This window comes from Pontibacter cellulosilyticus, assembly GCF_014306105.1.
Classification (GTDB): domain Bacteria; phylum Bacteroidota; class Bacteroidia; order Cytophagales; family Hymenobacteraceae; genus Pontibacter; species Pontibacter cellulosilyticus.
The window spans coordinates 1,673,460-1,690,606 of record NZ_JACRVF010000001.1 but is presented as its reverse complement, the minus strand read 5'-3'; the positions used below and the strand labels follow the sequence as shown (position 1 = coordinate 1,690,606).

Annotated in this window: 18 protein-coding genes; 12 read left to right on the top strand and 6 right to left on the bottom strand. The window is 46.4% G+C overall.

Annotated elements, in window-relative coordinates; genetic code table 11:
• The first annotated feature begins 8 nt into the window (after positions 1-8).
• Positions 9-689, top strand: coding sequence for a hypothetical protein (locus H8S84_RS07265; RefSeq protein ID WP_187066560.1), 681 nt, complete (start codon positions 9-11; stop codon positions 687-689).
• A 39-nt stretch (positions 690-728) separates the two neighbouring features.
• Here the strand turns inward: H8S84_RS07265 and H8S84_RS07260 are convergent, their stop codons facing one another.
• Both H8S84_RS07260 and H8S84_RS07255 read right to left on the bottom strand, forming a co-directional pair.
• Positions 729-1,469, bottom strand: a complete 741-nt coding sequence (locus tag H8S84_RS07260) for a phenylalanine 4-monooxygenase (RefSeq protein WP_187066559.1) — start codon at positions 1,467-1,469, stop codon at positions 729-731.
• A 140-nt stretch (positions 1,470-1,609) separates the two neighbouring features.
• On the bottom strand, positions 1,610-1,789 hold the full coding sequence (locus H8S84_RS07255) for a hypothetical protein (protein WP_187066558.1): 180 nt from the start codon (positions 1,787-1,789) through the stop codon (positions 1,610-1,612).
• Between the two features lie 205 nt (positions 1,790-1,994).
• On the opposite strand from H8S84_RS07255, the gene H8S84_RS07250 reads away from it, so the two are divergent.
• Together H8S84_RS07250 and H8S84_RS07245 are read left to right on the top strand one after the other, a co-directional pair.
• Positions 1,995-3,038: a sulfatase-like hydrolase/transferase gene (locus tag H8S84_RS07250; RefSeq protein ID WP_187066557.1), complete on the top strand. Its 1,044-nt coding sequence runs from the start codon at positions 1,995-1,997 to the stop codon at positions 3,036-3,038.
• Positions 3,039-3,113: 75 nt separating this feature from the next.
• A complete protein-coding gene (locus tag H8S84_RS07245) occupies positions 3,114-4,244 on the top strand; it encodes a hypothetical protein (protein WP_187066556.1) in 1,131 nt (376 codons plus the stop codon).
• Between the two features lie 69 nt (positions 4,245-4,313).
• Here H8S84_RS07245 and H8S84_RS07240 read toward each other — a convergent pair whose 3' ends face one another.
• The 3 genes from H8S84_RS07240 to H8S84_RS07230 all read right to left on the bottom strand — a co-directional run bounded on the left by H8S84_RS07240 (position 4,314) and on the right by H8S84_RS07230 (position 7,269).
• The gene (locus H8S84_RS07240; RefSeq protein ID WP_187066555.1) at positions 4,314-6,188 is read right to left on the bottom strand and encodes an ABC-F family ATP-binding cassette domain-containing protein; all 1,875 of its coding nucleotides are present in this window, start codon (positions 6,186-6,188) and stop codon (positions 4,314-4,316) included.
• 97 nt (positions 6,189-6,285) lie between these two features.
• On the bottom strand, positions 6,286-6,675 hold the full coding sequence (locus tag H8S84_RS07235) for an SPW repeat domain-containing protein (protein WP_187066554.1): 390 nt from the start codon (positions 6,673-6,675) through the stop codon (positions 6,286-6,288).
• 90 nt (positions 6,676-6,765) lie between these two features.
• Positions 6,766-7,269, bottom strand: coding sequence for an RDD family protein (locus tag H8S84_RS07230; RefSeq protein ID WP_222621584.1), 504 nt, complete (start codon positions 7,267-7,269; stop codon positions 6,766-6,768).
• A gap of 298 nt (positions 7,270-7,567) precedes the next feature.
• On the opposite strand from H8S84_RS07230, the gene murI reads away from it, so the two are divergent.
• The 3 genes from murI (at position 7,568) to H8S84_RS07215 (ending at position 10,404) form a co-directional block, all read left to right on the top strand.
• On the top strand, positions 7,568-8,383 hold the full coding sequence (murI, locus tag H8S84_RS07225) for a glutamate racemase (RefSeq protein ID WP_187066553.1): 816 nt from the start codon (positions 7,568-7,570) through the stop codon (positions 8,381-8,383).
• 170 nt (positions 8,384-8,553) lie between these two features.
• On the top strand, positions 8,554-9,102 hold the full coding sequence (locus tag H8S84_RS07220; protein WP_187066552.1) for a hypothetical protein: 549 nt from the start codon (positions 8,554-8,556) through the stop codon (positions 9,100-9,102).
• A gap of 117 nt (positions 9,103-9,219) precedes the next feature.
• A complete protein-coding gene (locus H8S84_RS07215) occupies positions 9,220-10,404 on the top strand; it encodes a glutathionylspermidine synthase family protein (RefSeq protein ID WP_187066720.1) in 1,185 nt (394 codons plus the stop codon).
• A 71-nt stretch (positions 10,405-10,475) separates the two neighbouring features.
• On the opposite strand, the gene H8S84_RS07210 is transcribed toward H8S84_RS07215, so the two are convergent.
• Entirely contained in the window at positions 10,476-11,129 is a 654-nt protein-coding gene (locus tag H8S84_RS07210) for a hypothetical protein (RefSeq protein ID WP_187066551.1), read from the bottom strand.
• A 200-nt stretch (positions 11,130-11,329) separates the two neighbouring features.
• Between H8S84_RS07210 and H8S84_RS07205 the strand changes: the two genes are divergently transcribed.
• The 6 genes from H8S84_RS07205 to nuoL all read left to right on the top strand — a co-directional run bounded on the left by H8S84_RS07205 (position 11,330) and on the right by nuoL (position 17,125).
• Positions 11,330-12,433, top strand: a complete 1,104-nt coding sequence (locus H8S84_RS07205; RefSeq protein ID WP_187066550.1) for a complex I subunit 1/NuoH family protein — start codon at positions 11,330-11,332, stop codon at positions 12,431-12,433.
• Positions 12,434-12,571: 138 nt separating this feature from the next.
• Entirely contained in the window at positions 12,572-13,180 is a 609-nt protein-coding gene (locus tag H8S84_RS07200; protein WP_187066549.1) for a NuoI/complex I 23 kDa subunit family protein, read from the top strand.
• A gap of 30 nt (positions 13,181-13,210) precedes the next feature.
• A complete protein-coding gene (locus H8S84_RS07195) occupies positions 13,211-13,723 on the top strand; it encodes an NADH-quinone oxidoreductase subunit J family protein (protein ID WP_187066548.1) in 513 nt (170 codons plus the stop codon).
• Positions 13,724-13,725: 2 nt separating this feature from the next.
• Entirely contained in the window at positions 13,726-14,037 is a 312-nt protein-coding gene (nuoK, locus tag H8S84_RS07190; RefSeq protein ID WP_222621583.1) for an NADH-quinone oxidoreductase subunit NuoK, read from the top strand.
• 6 nt (positions 14,038-14,043) lie between these two features.
• A complete protein-coding gene (locus H8S84_RS07185) occupies positions 14,044-14,841 on the top strand; it encodes a cation transporter (protein ID WP_187066547.1) in 798 nt (265 codons plus the stop codon).
• Between the two features lie 109 nt (positions 14,842-14,950).
• On the top strand, positions 14,951-17,125 hold the full coding sequence (gene nuoL, locus H8S84_RS07180) for an NADH-quinone oxidoreductase subunit L (protein ID WP_187066546.1): 2,175 nt from the start codon (positions 14,951-14,953) through the stop codon (positions 17,123-17,125).
• Positions 17,126-17,147 lie beyond the last annotated feature (22 nt).

Sequence of the window (17,147 nt, the reverse complement as noted above, 5' to 3'; positions counted from 1 at the left end):
CACCAACTATGGAAGATAGATTAAACGACATTATAAATGGCCTGCACCAGAAATCGGTTACAAAACAGGCAATTTACCGAAACACCCTGGGCACCTTTAATAAACTGAAGGAAATATCACAGGATTTAGTGGATGACCTGACAGACAGGATAACAAAACAGGACGCTAATGTGATAATCGAGTATCGCAACGTAAACGAGCACGAGTTTCATATCAAGTTTTCAGGCGACCTGTTGGTGTTCGTTATGCACTCCAACATCATCACTTTCCCGGACGACTACGAAATCATGCGCAACGATTATATCGAAGAAGATTTCAGACGCAGGTTCTTTGGGCATATCATGGCCTACAACTTTATGGCCGATACGATAAAGTATAACCGACTGGACGATCCGGGTTACCTGGTAGGGCGAATGCTGGTTAACATAGAGAACCACTTCTGCATTGAAGGTGTAAAGCAGCTCGATCTGCCTTACGACGAGATCACCAACATTGCCAAGAACAAGCTCAGTGACAGGATTCTGCGGGTAGTGGTAGAAAGTGCAATGGTGGCCGCCGTGAACAACGACCTGATGGGACAGGACATCAGCGACATTGAACGTATTACCCTAAAGCAAAAACTAGAAAACACACACCTAACTAAGCCTCGAAAACTCGGTTTTCAAATCAGTCCCGAATTAACCCATTAAACAAAAAAGGCAGCTCATCGGGAGCTGCCTTTTTTGCTTTTATACTTCTTCAAGTTGCTTGCGCATGGCTGCAATTGCTTCGCTTATTTTAGGTAAGCTTTCCAGCAGTTCCTCAAAGCTCTCGATGCAAAAGTACTGGCTCTGGAAAGTCTCTTTTATATAGGCAGTGTTCAGAATGTGGTCTACGTCAAAGCCATGCTTTATACTTTCGTCAGACACGGACAACTTGCTCTCACCAACAGAAGAAAGTATACCCGCGCCATAGATTCTTGCCTTTTCGCCATTTTTACGGAACAAGCCAAACTCGATGGTGTACCAGTAGATGCGTGTCAGTTTATCTATGATATCAGGCCTATCTACATGCTCTAGAGCCATAGCCGAAAGCTGCGCCAGGAAATCACAGTAAACCGGAATGGTAAGCAAAGGTACATGTCCAAACACATCATGGAACATATCCGGCTCCTCCAGGTAATCGAGCTGCTCCATCCTTCTGATCCAAACCGTAGCCGGAAATTGCTTGTTAGCGATAAGGCCAAAGAACACGGCATCGTCTACAATACCTGGGGCAGGAACCACTTCAAAACCGGTAAGGGGCTTCAGCCGCTGGTTTACCTCATCAAAATTCGGTATGCGATCAGGTTTAAAATTAACCAGCTTCAGTCCTTCAAAGAACTCTGGTATAGCTTTGTCTGGTAAGTTTTCTATCTGGCGCTGGAAAAGTATAGCCCATACGTTGTGGTTCTCTTCTGTGTAGCTGTTGTAGTCTTGTGTCAGGCTCATATTCGTTTTGTTTATGATTTTATAGATGATTTAAAATGAAAAAAGCAGAGGCTTGAGCCACTGCTTCGGCAGGTTCACCTGTGGGCGGATAGCTTTTTGTCGCTTCCTGGTAACTAAATTAGTTGTTGGTGGTGATTGCCTTAGCAGTTGCGGTAATAGCGATAATAATAGCTCCAATAGCTATACACGCTCAGGCAATAAGAATAGGCAGCAGACAGCAGCAACTGACCAAGGGAATTTGGCAGTGTAAGTGTAGTTGCTATGGCTGTCGGTTGATGCATGTTTGTATTTGGTACTGCAATAATAGAGATTAAAGGCATAAACGCAATAGTTTACAAGAAGTTTTTTATTTCTGCTCCTAAAAGCTCTAACTATTTAGTTCAAGCTATTAACTCCAAAGTCAAGCTTATAATTCAATCGATACAGATATTTTGTCTTAATTATACTCCTTTATATACAACGTTACATCATGATAAGATGTATAACATACTAGTTATTAGTGTGTTAATTGTTTGTGGGCAAGATATGGCAGAAGTTGTGTCATCTGGTGGTGTAAGAAAAGGAATAGCTTTAAAACGCGTTCTTTACGTCCTGCTGTTGATTCTTGCCTTATTACTTTTCTGGTCATGTGCTGGAACGAGTACATCGGTTACTAAATCTGCAAAGCCGTTTAAAACGCAAAATGTGATAGTGGTGGTAATAGACGGTCCCAGGCACTCCGAGAACTGGGGTAACACGCCGGGGCTAATACCATTTATGTCGGGTTCGCTCAAGAGCAGAGGTACGTTTTTCGAGGATTTCCAGAATGAAGGCTATACTTACACCAACTCCGGGCATGTAGCTATCACTACAGGCGTAAATCAGGAAATTGACAACTATGGCGACGAATTGCCAGCCAACCCATCTTACTTCCAGTATTGGTTAAAAGCCACTGGTAAGCCGGCTACTGCAGCCTGGCTTGTAATGAGCAAAGACAAACTCCACATACTTGCCAATACCAAGGATTCGGTGTGGCAGGGGCGATATATGCCATCTGTAAATGCAGGGAAAAACGGCCCCGGTACAGGCTATAGGATGGACTCACTGACCATAGTAGAGGCCAAACGCATACTTTCTCAGCACAAGCCTAACCTGATGCTGATAAACCTGATGGAGCCGGATGGCTATGCCCATGCAGGCAATTCGGCATTTTATTTAAGAGGCATAGCCCGCTCAGACAGGTATGTAAAGCAGCTCTGGGATTACCTGAGGAAAGACCGAAACTACAAAAAGAACACAGCCCTCATTATTACAAACGACCACGGCCGGCACCTGGATGGAATCGACGGAGGCTGGATGGAGCACGGCGACAACTGCGCTGGCTGCCAACGTATTAGCTTGCTTGCAGTGGGGCCAGATTTCAAAAAGGGGTATACCATTAGCGAAAAGTATACTTTGGAAGATATACCCGCCACTATTGCGCCCCTAATTGGGGTAAAGATGGTAAAAGCAGAAGGGGAGGTGATAAGGGATATGTTCACTAGAAAAGCACAAAAGCGGCTGAATGCTGCAGTGCCAGTAGTGCAGTAGTTTACGAATAACTTAGGTAACTGCTTAACTAAAAGAAGGGACGATGCATGGTGTTGGAAAGTAGAGCATGAAAGTATGAGGTGGATGCGTAAAGCGGGTTATTTAAAGGTTTGCTGCCTTGCCTATTTAAAGTTGTTTTTATTAGCCTCTACCGCTTTTGCCCAGCCAGACCCACTTTATACTTTATCGACTCCACTGCAGGCAGCACACATTGCTCCTATTTCTCAAACTGATCTTTTTGCCAGCGAGGATGTGCTTCGCTTTAAGCTGCTAATTGATTACAAAGCACTTTTAAAAGACCGTGGCGATGAGAGAAGCTATCATCCGGCTACGATCCAGTACCAGGAGCAAAACGGTAAAATTACCTCGGTAAACCTGAAAGTGCGTGTGAGAGGTAACCACCGCCGCGACCCAAGTGTGTGTAAATTCCCACCCTTGCTGCTGAATTTTCCTAAAAAAAAGGTGGAGCTAACGGCTTTTGCAGGTGTTGATAAATTAAAGCTGGTTACGCATTGCATCGGTGAGAAATATGTGATGCGAGAGTATCTTGTGTACAAACTATACAATATTGTTACCCACCACAGCTATAAAGTACGCCTTTGCCTGATAGATTATGAGGATGTGCAGGGCAGCAAAAAAACTACCAGCAGCTATGCTTTTCTAATAGAAGAAACGGAGTCGCTGGCAGACAGAAGCAAAGGTACTATTATGGCAAAAGAGCTGCTGATCAGGATGGATGCCACCGATGACCGTACCATGGCAAAGCTGGCTCTTTTCCAGTTTATGATAGGCAACACCGACTGGTCTGTGCCGTATCGCCATAACATCTTGCTGCTATACGTTACAGCCTATGGCAAACCTGTTCCTGTGCCCTACGACTTTGACTATACGGGCATCGTGATGCCACCCTACGCCAAGCCTCCACCCGAAATTGGCATTACCAGTGTAAGGCAGCGGATCTTCAGGGGCTACAGTTTTCCGGAGGAGGTGCTGGAGGAGCTCGTACCGTTTTTTAATAACCGCAAAGAGGCCTTTTACCAGGTATATGCTACGTCGCTACTCGACGAGAAGTATAAAAAGCAGACGCTGAAGTACCTGGACGACTTCTATGAAATAATAAACAAGCCCAAAGACTTTGAGCGGCACATTGTAAAGGCAGGACAGCAAAATGAGCGTATGAACGTGGTGGTAAAAGGGCTGGATTAGCACCAAAAAGAGAAGACTGACAATATGAATTGCCAGCCTTCTTTTTATACTTGATAATGAGTTTAATAATTACATCAGCTCTGCCAACTCAAGCCACCTGAATTCTTTCTCTTCCAGCTGCTCGTCTATACTTTTAAGCTCAGTGGCCAACGATTTTATAGTTTCATGGTCTGTAACACTGCCACTGTTCATCGTTTCGATGATCTCGTTTTTACGAGATTCCATTTGCTCTATTTCCTGCTCTAAGCGCTCATACTCCTTTTTCTCGTTATAAGTGGCCTTGCGCTTGTTATTTGGCTGCTCCTGCTTTTTCTCGGGTGCCGGTGCGGCTGCAGGTTTTGTTTCCTGCTCCAGCTTCTCTTGCTCCTTCTGCCACTCACGGTAATCGGTGTAGTTGCCCGGGAAGTTGCGGATTTTTCCTTCACCCTCAAAAACAAACAGATGCTCCACCAGCCTGTCCATAAAATAGCGGTCGTGGCTTACGATAAGCAAACACCCTCCGAAGTTGAGCAGGAAATCCTCTAAGATGTTGAGCGTAATGATGTCAAGGTCGTTGGTTGGCTCATCGAGAATCAGGAAGTTCGGGTTTTTAATGAGCACACGAAGCAATTGCAGGCGGCGTTTTTCACCACCACTCAGCTTGCTCACAAATGTATACTGCTGCGGTGGCGCAAACTGGAAGTGCTGCAAAAACTGGCTGGCTGTGATCACCTCGCCGTTGGCCATCTCCACTACTTCGGCAATATCCTTTACAATGTCAATTACGCGCTGGTCGTCTTTATACTCCAACTCATCCTGGGTATAATATCCGAATACCGTGGTCTGGCCTGCATCTATCACACCAGCATCAGGGGTTAAGTTACCTACCAGCATGTTCAGGAACGTAGACTTGCCTGCACCGTTTGGTCCCACAATGCCTATGCGATCCTTTTTCTTAAACACATAGCTGAAGTCGTCCACAATCTTCTTTTCGCCAAAAGACTTAGAGATATGCTCCACTTCGATGATCTTGCCACCCTGTCGCGTTGTCTTTACCGATAGCTCCAGTTGAGGGCCGGTAGTTTTCTTGGCTGCTTTTTCCTTTAACTCTTCAAAAGCATCTACTCTATACTTGGCTTTAGTGCCCCGGGCTTTTGGCTGGCGGCGAATCCAGTCCAGCTCTTTGCGCATCAGGTTGCGGGCCTTTTCGGTTTCGGCGGCTGCGCTTTCTTCCCGTTCCGCTTTTTTCTCAACAAAATAGCTGTAGTTGCCTTTGTAAGTATAAATCTGGCCGTTGTCGAGTTCAGCTACTTCGTTGGCAACTTTATCTAAAAAGTAACGGTCGTGCGTTACCATTAGCAAGGTAGAGTTTTGGGTGCTCAGTATACCCTCCAGCCACTCGATAGTGTCCAAATCAAGGTGGTTGGTAGGCTCATCCAGGATAAGCATATCCGGCTCTTCTATCAGCACGCGCGCCATAGCCACTCGTTTGCGCTGCCCTCCCGAAAGGTGCTTTATTTTCGCATTCAGGTTGTTAATGCCCAGCTTAGAGAGGATCTGCTTTACTTTTACCTCAAAATCCCAGGCCTGCAGTTCGTCCATGCGCTCCATCAGTTGCTGCATTTTCTCTGCGCTTGTATTTGGATTGGCAATGGCGGCCTCATATTGGCTTATCAGCTCCAGCGTTTCGTTCTGCATCGAGAAAATGTTCTGCTGCACAGTTAGCTCCTCCTCAAACTCCGGATTTTGGCCCAAATAACCTATGCTAACTTCTTTGCGCACGCTCACGCTGCCCTCATCGGGTGGTAGTTTGCCTGCCAGTACGTTAAGCAATGTGGTTTTGCCAGAACCGTTTACCCCTACAAGGGCTACGCGCTGGCCCTGGCTAATGCCAAAGTTCAGATTCTTGAAAAGCCAGCGTTCGCCAAAGCTTTTCGCAATATTTTCTGCTGATAAGAAATTCATAAGGCAAATTTAGGGATTAATATCCAGAGGCGAAGGCAAAATAAAACAGGCCGACCAAAGGCCAGCCTGTTGTTTTACATGTAAACTTCTAAATTAACTAGCGCATGGTATCTTCGTGCGCATGTTGGGTGTTGTAAGCCCTGCTTGGTACACGGTGTGTAGTAAGCGAGGCAAGTATGGCAAATAAACCACCAATTAAGTGCGGCATAAATACCTGCTCGTCAAAATTAAGCATCCAGGGCGACAGGGCCAAGATTACACCAAGGCCAAAATCAACCATTAAATGTGACTGCATCGGTATCTTTCGCACTAAACCAACTTCAAAATCTGTAAAAACAGTCTGAAGCAGTACAAGTACACCTGCGGCTACCATAATCCAGGTAGCATACGTAACGTCTGAAAAATCAAATAGCCAAGGTGCAACTATAAATAATAATCCCACCACATAGTCCAAAATGCCATGAAAGCGGGTTGGAATAAATCTCATCACAATCCTCCTTTCTTACTTGTTATACACTTATGTTATACGAGCATATAAGAAAGGGGTGCGTTAAAAGTACAATTTTTTAGTAAAGGCTTAGTCTGTTACCACAACGGTGCGCGCCAGGTAATCGTGCAGCATTTGGCGGCGCCTGGTAGTAAGTATAAGTAAAAAGCCCAGCAAAAGAGGCACAGCTGATACAATTTTGGAGAAGTAACGAAGGTTTGCCTGCGCAAAACTGATGCGCTTGCCTCGCAAGTCTGTCACTTTTAATCCTAAAGTAAATTTACCGATAGTTGCCTGCTTAGGCGATGATTCGAGCAGCGTATAGTATAGCCAATGGAGCACTGGCAGGTAAATGTTGAAGAACAGCATTTTAAACACTGCCCATACTTCGCCAAGGCTAAATCCGCCATCGTTCAGCAGGTCTTTCCAGGTATAGAGCTGCTGTGTTTCACCGGCAGTGGAATACAGGATAATCGTATACCAAAATACCAGGAGCGAAGTATCGACTAAAAATGAAACCAATCTGTTGGATAAGCTGCCATACAATGATGTCCGTTTTACGGTAGGGTTAGGTATGGTAAGTGCAGATTGCATAAGGGCTCCTGATGGTTAAAATGTAAGTTTGGAGTATTCTGGAAGCATGTGATCACCTGTGGCAGGCTGGCTTTATCGGCCAGGTGTGGCGTTGTGATTGTGAAATTATGAATTTGTTTTAAACCAACAAATTATTTGACAAAAATTATATATAGAAAAATGCTATAGTATTATATCCTTCGCATGTAGAACTTAAGTAACACCAAAAACATTCACTTTAACATCATTATTATGTAAAAGTATATAATTTAAATGTGAACGTTCGTTTTGGTTTCTTTTTACCATAACTTCGCTTCAGATGACGTTAGAAAAGAAATACAGGCCCATTGGCATATTCGATAGCGGTATTGGCGGACTTACTGTTGCGCAGGCTATTACCAATGTGTTGCCCAACGAACGGATAGTTTACTTCGGCGATACAGCCCACCTGCCTTACGGCGATAAATCTACAGCAGCTATACAAGCCTATGCTGTTAAAATCTGCGATCTGCTGATAAAGCAAAACTGTAAAGTTATACTTATAGCCTGTAACTCGGCCTCAGCGGCAGCATACGATCTAGTGAAGGAATATGTTGGTAGCAAAGCCAAAGTACTAAATGTAATAGATCCCATCGTATCCTACATTGGTCGGACTTACCCGGATAAGACGATTGGGTTGATTGGTACTAAGCAGACGGTAAATTCCAATATATACCGCAAAAAAGTAGACGAATTAGGACATAACATTGAGCTGAAATCGCATGCCACTCCTTTGTTGGCTGCCATGATAGAGGAAGGCTTCTTTAACGACTCCATCTCTGAGAGCGTTATACATGCTTACCTCTCAGATCCTGACCTGGATAATATTGAGGCACTTATACTTGGCTGTACACATTATCCGCTTATTAAAAAGCAGATAGAGAACTACTACAAAGGGAAAGTGGATGTGCTAGATGCAAGCCAGATTGTTGCACAACAAGTAAAAGACTATCTGGAGGCTAACAACCTGGCATCCGATAAACTGGTTGGCGAGCACCATTTTTATGTGTCTGATTTTACCCGGTCCTTTGAGGAAAGTACCCGCATCTTCTTTAAGCGGCAGGTGCACCTGGAGCATTACCCGCTGTGGGAGTAAATTGCGCGCGACGGCAGTTATTAATTGATTAGTGTAGTATCTGATTTATAAATACAGACGCAGTATCACTCTTTGTTTCCGAGGATTGGCTCACTGAAGTATAAATCTGTCCGTATGCAGGTAATTCTGCGTAAAATATTTATCTGTAAACCATCCAAGCATAAATTCTGATGAAAAAGCGATACCTGACCATTGGCGACTTTAAGCGCAACGCTTTTATAGTTGCGGCAGCCGCCTGTATGGGACTTACCAGTTGCGATAACAGAAACCAGCAGGACGAGTGGAGGACAGGCGATGAGGTGGCCGTGCCAGACGGAATCGTTACTGAGCTAACCGAAGAGGCTCCTGACCAATGGAAGATTACCGATGAGCGCACTACAACTCCTGGTAATAGTATGGCTATTTTAAAGTACAATGACGGCAGAATAGATACTTTACAAGGCCTTGCGCTGGAGAACAGAATGCAGGAGTTGGCGAACAACCAGGAAACGTACAGACATGGCGGCTTTGGATTGGGCAGTGTGCTGTGGTGGAGTGGAATGGGGTTTATGGCCGGACGCATGTCTGCGCCCAATCCGGCTTATTATGCTAACCCCGGACTGGTAAACAATACCACCGCCTGGCGCCAGAATGTGCAAACGTATCGCCAGCAGGCAACTGCTCCTCGCTCAGGCAGAAGCGGATTCTTCCGTGGACGTAGCAGCGGAGCCGGTGCATAAGGTATCTTTTCTTAGCTATTAGTTTGTGCGTATGACAGCACAGTGTGTGCTACTATACTCCAAGATTTTTGTTCAGCTGCAGCGCTGCCAAATTATACTTATCCTAAGGTGAAATTCATGCTTGATAAAGGGAAATCTCAAGTACGCTTAACCAGCCACACCGGTGACGTGGAAACAGCGGTGCGCGGTCTTGGCTGGGAGTGGTGCGTGGAAGATGGCTGTGCCAACTACGTGCCCGGTGAGGCTGTGGTGCTAACAGAAAAAGAGGCTGAAGCTTTATTAGAGGCCGCAGACACATTGTACGGCATGATGGTACAGGCTGTACCGGAAAACCTGCCCGATGAGTTTCTGAAAATTTTAGGTATACCTGAAAACCTGTGGGAGTTGCTTCGCCAGTCGTGGAACGACGACAGGCACTGGCACCTGTACGGTCGCTTCGACCTTGCTCAGACACCAGATGGACCCAAACTACTCGAGTTTAATGCAGATACAGCCACCTCTATACCCGAAACAGCTGTGGTGCAGTGGGCTAGCCTGGCAGCTGCAGGTAAAAACGACGCTAACCAATACTCCGGTTTGTATGAGGCATTGGTGGAGCAACTAAAATCATGGCGTATGCTAAATGATGATCTGGCTCCGGCGCTGCTGGTAACATACCTTGGTGCAAGTGCCGAAGATCAGGCAAACTGTGCCGTTATTGCCCAGGCTGCCTCAGAGGCTGGTTTTGATGCGCACTTGTGTCCTATAGAAGATGTAAGCATTTCTACTGAAGGAGCAGAAAAAGGAGTTTGGGCCCAGGTAGGAGCAGAGCAGTGGCGGCAGTTCCCGTTTTTGTTTAAGCTGCTGCCCTGGGAGCAGATTGCGTGGGAGGAACCGGAACTACTAAAAAGCCTGACTTACCTGGCCAGTATGCGCAACGTAATTATAGCCAATCCGGCTTATACATTGCTTTTCCAAAGCAAAGGCATGCTAGCCTGGCTCTGGAAAGCTTACCCATACCACCCCCTGCTCTTAGAAACCGACTTAGAGCCGCTCAACTGCAAGTATATCCGCAAGCCATACTTTGGGCGCGAAGGCCAGAGTGTGGAAGTAGTAGACAAAGTGCGTATAACAAAAGTAGAAGGCGAGTACGATAAGCAGCAGCAGGTATACCAACGCTGGTGTGACCTACCCGAAGACAGCAATGGCTACCAATATCAGGCCGGTGTATTTTGGGCAGGAGAGGGATGTGCCATCGGTTTCAGGAGGGAAAAGGGAATTATCACAAACCTTTCACAGTTCGTGCCTCACTTGGTAGAGTAGTCTGAAAAAAACAGCCTCCTTCAGCAAAACGTCTGGAGGAAGCTGTTTGATAAAGTATAAGTTTGTAAAACCTATTCTGTTTTGTTGCCTGGTAAATTCATGTTTACCAACTTAACCTCACCGTCCTTTCCGTCTTGTCCGGTAATTTTGCCATACCTGCCGGGTTTCCCGCCGGTGCCGCCTTTTTGCAAAATAATAATTGCGTTTTGCTTACGGTACTGGTTAAACCTCAGAATAAGACCTGACGTGCTGTATGTAAATTTAACATTGCCGCCGTTACCGCCACGTCCGCCGGCTCTGCCTATCTTTGCGGCACGCACTGGGGCCGCACTTTTGTAAGTGCCGTCGCCGTCTGTTTTCGTAGTTGAGACTAGTTCCGTTACACCATCTTCTCCTGTATCTCCATTGCCTCCTCTGGCATCAATTGTGAGGCTGCCTAAGGTCTCAAAATGCATGTTTGCTTCTATGTTACTTCCATTCTGGCCATCAGATCCACTGACTCCGGTTCTTCTGAGAGAGCCATCTAAACCCTTTGCTACTATCCTACAGTCTTTGCCAATAAAGGCTGTATTTACGCCGATAAAAGCTGGAAGCTCAGGATTAAACTGGATAGAGGCTTTGCGGTGCATGACCAGCGTGTCTGCCAGCAAAACGTTGTCAGGTCCAACTTGATATACTTCCTTCTCCTTGATCACTAACTTCGAAATAGTTTGTTGCGCTTTCACAGCTGGCACACAACAGAGCAATAGCAGAGCAGAGGCCGGGAGAAGTTTGTTGTACATTGGGCTTTCGTATGGGTTAGAGTAATAATATTAATCAAATTTTATATAATAAAATATACGTATGCTATTATTTTAAGCAGGCTCTGAGTAACATTTTAGCGCATTAAACCCTACCTTTGCCTGTTAACAAACCTTAACCGCCTATGCTTGCTTTTGTGCTCACACTTGTGCTGTTACTGCTGGTAGTAATTGTGCTGGCGTATGCAGAGCGTAAGGTGGCAGCCTTTATGCAGGACCGTCTGGGCCCAACAGAAGCCGGGCCCTATGGTAGTTTGCAACCAGCCCTCGATGTGTTAAAGCTCCTGCAGAAGGAAGACATTGTGCCTGCTGCTGCTGATAAAGCCCTTTTTAAGCTGGCGCCTATACTTATCTTCGCTGCTGTTTTCGCAGGTTTTGCAGTTATTCCTTTCACTCCCGCTACGGTGCCAGCAGGTATTGGCATTGGTGTGTTTTACCTGTTAGCTATCATTTCGCTGGATGTGATTGGCTTGCTGATGGCAGGATGGGGCTCGAATAACAAGTATGCCATGCTGGGTGCTATGCGTTCGGTGGCGCAGATTGTGTCGTATGAGATACCAGCAGGCCTGGCTATACTTTCTGTCGTGATGATTTGCCAGTCGCTAGATTTCCAGGAGATCAGTTACCAGCAGGGTGCCTTGATGAACCAGTTTCCGGGGATGGAGTATGATATGAACTGGCTGTTCGGCATTCGTGAGTTAGGTATAAACACGACTACTATTGGCGGCATCACTACCTGGAATATCTTTCGGGCTCCTATACTTCTGGTAGCTTTTGTGATATATTTTATCGCCTCGCTGGCCGAAAGTAACCGTGCTCCTTTCGATATTCCGGAGGCGGAGTCGGAGCTGGTGGCGGGTTTTCATGTGGAGTACTCAGGTTTCAGGTTTGCAGTGCTGTTTTTAGCAGAATATAGCATGATGGTGTTAGTGAGCCTGGTAGCTGTAGTGCTTTTCCTGGGCAGCTGGAATACACCTTTGCCTAATATTGGACCTGTTAGCCTGGCCTACTGGACCTCTGGCACCGTAGGAGAAGTATCCGGTATACTTTGGGGGGCGTTCTGGCTGATAAGTAAAACGTTTGTGCTGCTGTTTGTGCAGCTGCAACTCCGATGGACATATCCGCGCCTGCGCGTAGACCAGTTGATGCACCTTTGCTGGAAGGTACTTACACCTGTTGCCTTAGGCGTAGTGCTGATAGCTGGAATTTGGCGGTTGCTGATGATATAACTTAAGTGTCATCTCGACCTTTTGGAGAAATCTAATCAGAATTCTGTAGAGATATCTCATTACATTCGAGATGACAGAACTATAAAAGAATACCTCTCCCTGGAGGGGTTAGGGGTGGGTTAACACTCCACTAAGATTATGGAAAATAAAACCATAAAACATACATCCGGGTTCTGGTACGTGGTGAAGTCGCTGATGAGTGGCCTGCGCCTGACGTGGCAGCATTTCTGGAGAGCCACAAATCGGCGCACACCTGAGTATGTGTCGGATGAAAATTATTTTAAGCAGGCTGACGGATTGGTAACGCTGAAGTACCCGTACGAAGCTTTGCCAGTGCCCGACAATGGCCGTTACCGCCTGCACAACGAGATTGACGACTGCATTGTCTGTGACCTCTGCGCCAAGATCTGCCCTGTTAACTGCATCACAATCGAGTCTGTAAAGGCAACAGAAGAGATAGGCGTAACCTCAGACGGTACCAAAAAACGCCTTTATGCACCGGTTTTCGACATAGACATGGCCAAGTGCTGTTACTGCGGCCTCTGCACCACCGTTTGCCCAACCGACTGTCTGACGATGACACCTGTGTATGACTTTGCTGAAGTAGATATCAAAAACATGATCTACCATTTTACCGATCTTACACCAGAGCAAGCCGAAGAAAAGAAGCAGCTGTTGGCAAAACAACAGGAAGAAATGGCAGCGGCAAAAGCTGCAGCATTAGCAGCAAGAAAACAGCAAGGGTAACTGTTAAGTGTTAATTGATAACTGAAACAAATGCTTTTCTACATCTTCGCGATACTGGCCATACTTTCGGGAGCATTCATGGTGCTGACGCGCAACCTGCTGTACGCCGGTTTTTCGCTGCTTGTAACGCTGTTAAGTCTAGCCGGTATTTACGTTTTATTGTTTGCTGATTTTATTGCAGTTACCCAGCTGATGGTGTATGTAGGCGGTGTGCTGGTGCTTATACTTTTTGGCATCATGCTCAGCAGCCGCGTGCACGATAAATCAGTGCTGTCGGAGAACGTGAATACCGTGTGGGGGCCGTTGGTGTCGGGGCTTTTATTGGTGGGGTTGGGCTATACTATACTTAAGGCTGAAATTGCTTCGTTGCCCTGGTTGCTAACAGCCGATACCGATGTGCTTGGTCCTCAAAAGAGTACAGTGCAAAGTATAGGCATAAAGCTAATGACGGATGTTGTGGTGCCCTTTGAAGTAGCCTCGTTGCTGCTGCTGATCGCCTTGATCGGGGCAGCCTACATTGCCACCGATAAACCGAAAGTATAACCATGGAGCAAATTCCTTTAGAACATATTCTGCTTTTGGGCGCGGTGCTTTTTAGTCTGGGCATCCTTGCCGTTATCACCAAACGCCATGCGGTGGTGGTGCTGATGGGCATAGAACTGATTTTTAATGCCGCTAACCTGAACCTGGTAGCCTTTAGCCGCTACGACCCATCGCTTTTGCAGGGACAGATGTTTTCTTTGTTCGTTATTTTGGTCGCCGCCGCCGAGGCTGCAGTGGCGCTTGCCATTGTGCTGCGCGTTTACCAGCACTTCAAAACCGCCAACGTAAACCAGATTGTAACACCGGAAAAGTAACCAGTGATGGCTAATAAATCGACTTTCAAAGTTTCCAAAATGGATTGTCACTCCGAAGAGCAGATGATCCGGATGAAACTGGAAGGCGATGAAGCTATCGGGCAACTGGACTTTGATATTCCAAACAGGCAGCTAACCGTGTACCATACCGGAGAAGCCAGTGCTGTAGAAAACTCCATTAATGAGTTAAACCTGGATGCAACGCTGCTGACCACAGAAGAGGCCGAACTAACCTCTGCAGCAGCACAGCCTGCCGCCGAACGAAAACTGCTCTGGATTGTACTGCTTATCAACTTCGGGTTTTTCCTGCTGGAGATCGTTACAGGTTTTATCTCCAAATCAATGGGACTGGTAGCCGACTCCCTGGACATGCTGGCCGACGCCGTGGTGTATGGTATGGCCTTATTTGCAGTAGGAGGGGCAGCAAGTCGCAAGAAAAGCATTGCAAAAATTAGTGGCTACATGCAGTTAGGGCTGGCTATACTTGGTTTTGGGGAAGTGATCCGGAGGTTTTTGGGATATGAGGTCACTCCTGTTTTCCAGACCATGGTCATCGTTTCTTTCCTGGCGCTTTTGGGTAACGCTATTTCACTTTACATTCTTCAGAAGTCGAAAAGCAAGGAGGCGCACATGCAGGCAAGCGTTATTTTTACTTCGAACGATGTGATCGCCAACATTGGTGTTATCATTGCTGGCTTGTTGGTATACCTTACGTCTTCAAATTTGCCCGATCTGATTATAGGTGCCATCGTTTTTCTGCTGGTGGCCCGAGGTGCCTTCCGCATTATCAAGCTGTCCAGGTAAAGGATTTCTTCTTACCCGGCATATCCACTGCAAGATTGCTATTAATAGATATACTTTATACTTAACTTTGCCCGCTTAAGGCATAAACACAAAACTACAAAGTATAAACTTGGAGCTGTCCGAACTTTTAAAGCCATTGGCAGGTACCCCAGAAACTACTACAGCTTTGGTAGTGCTTTTGCTGCCGCTGCTCGGTTTTGCTGTTTTATACTTGTTCGGCAAAAGAATACCAAGACAAGGCGACTGGCTGGGCATCAGCTTTACCGGCTTAGCCTTTATACTTTCTGTGTGGCTTTTCGCGCAAACCTGGAACACCGCCACCTACCACACCCGCACTACCTGGTTCAGCATACCATCAAGTATCGTTTCTGATTTTACGGCAGGTATACTTCTGGATAACCTCACGGTGCTGATGCTGGTGATTGTAACATTCATCTCCATGCTGGTGCAGCTGTTCTCGATAGGCTACATGCATGGCGACAAGGGCTACTACCGCTATTTTGCTTACTTAGGGCTCTTTACCTTTAGTATGCTGGGTATTGTGTTGGTTGATAATTTGCTGCTGCTGTTCATGTTCTGGGAGTTGGTGGGCTTTTCATCCTACCTGCTCATTGGTTTCTGGTACCACAAGCCGGCTGCCATTGCTGCCAACAAAAAGGCTTTCCTGGTAAACAGAGTAGGGGATATTGGTTTGCTGCTGGGCCTGTTTGCCTTTTATACTTACTTCCGCACTTTCGACCTGGAGGCATTACGGGCACTTATTAGCACAGGCAACTGGACCGGCAACGGATTTGCACTTGGCTATACTTTAAATAACCAACCATGGCTGCTGGAGTTAAGCCCGGTGTTTCTAACATTTGCCGGACTAGGTTTATTTATGGGCTGTGTGGGGAAATCGGCGCAATTTCCGTTGCAGGTATGGTTACCCGATGCCATGCAGGGGCCAACGCCGGTTTCGTCTTTAATACACGCGGCAACGATGGTGGCAGCGGGTGTGTACCTAGTGGCCCGTTGCTATGCTTTTTTTACGCCGGATGCACTTACGGTTATAGCCATAGTTGGTGCCATTACAGCTTTAATAGGTGCCCTGGCAGCCCTTAAGCAATACGATATCAAAGCTGTGCTGGCTTTTTCTACCATTTCGCAGTTAGGTTATATGGTGATGGGAATGGGGACAGGCGCTTACGATGCTTCGCTTTTCCATCTTACTACACATGCCTTTTTCAAGGCTGCGCTGTTCCTGAATGCCGGTATCATTATACATGCCATGCACCGGGGGCTGCACCACATGCACCATTTGGGTAACGTTGATGCGCAGGATATCCGGAACATGGGAGGCTTGCGCAAAACAATGCCGGTTACATTTTATACTTACCTGGTGGCTGCTGCTGCCCTGGCTGGTATCCCGTTAACCTCGGGCTTCCTGTCCAAAGACGCTATACTTTCGGTAGCCTGGGCCTGGGCGCAGACCATGAGCGCAAATGGGAACAGTTTATACTTTATAGTTCCGGTTATTGGGTTTGTGGTAGTTGTGCTAACGGCATATTACATGACCCGCCATATGTGGTTTATGTTCTTTGGCAGTTTCCGGACTCCTTTCGATGTGCACCAGATCAGGCTTTCGCACAAGCAGGAAACGGAGCGGGTAATGTTGCTGCCGGTAATTTTACTTGCCATACTTTCCTTGGGCATCTTCTTCTCCCTAAACCCACTTAGCTTTAGTGGTAGCTGGGTAGTAAGTGGTATCAGCCTGAAAAATTACTCAATTACGCTTTTAGCAGATAACCTGGTGCAGGCAGTAAGGCTGCAGGACGATGCAAATCACTGGCCACACATTGTTATTGGCATTTTGTCTGCGTTGCTTGCGGCAACTGGTATAGCAATAGCCTTGATAAAGTATAACCGCAGAACAAGCGAAGAACTACTACAGGAGAGGCCAACCGGTGCTTTTGCTAAACTGTCTTACAATCACTTTTACCTCGACCAGCTGTACAACTATACATTGGTAAAACCAACATTGCTGTTGTCGCGTGGACTTTACCGGGTTGATAAGCGCGTGATAGATTATACCTTGAACTACGGCAGCAAATGGCTGGTAGTGTTCTCAAAGATAATAGGCTGGTTCGATAGATTGGTGGTAGACGGAACGGTGTGGCTGATCGGCGCTTTGGCTAAGTTCTTAGGCCGCTTTGGGCGTGGCTTGCAAAATGGCAAGGTGCAGTCGTACTACGCCTATTCTTTGTTCGGATTTATTTTGATAATACTATATATCGTCTTGTTTTAAAGTATCTTTGACCGGTGATTAA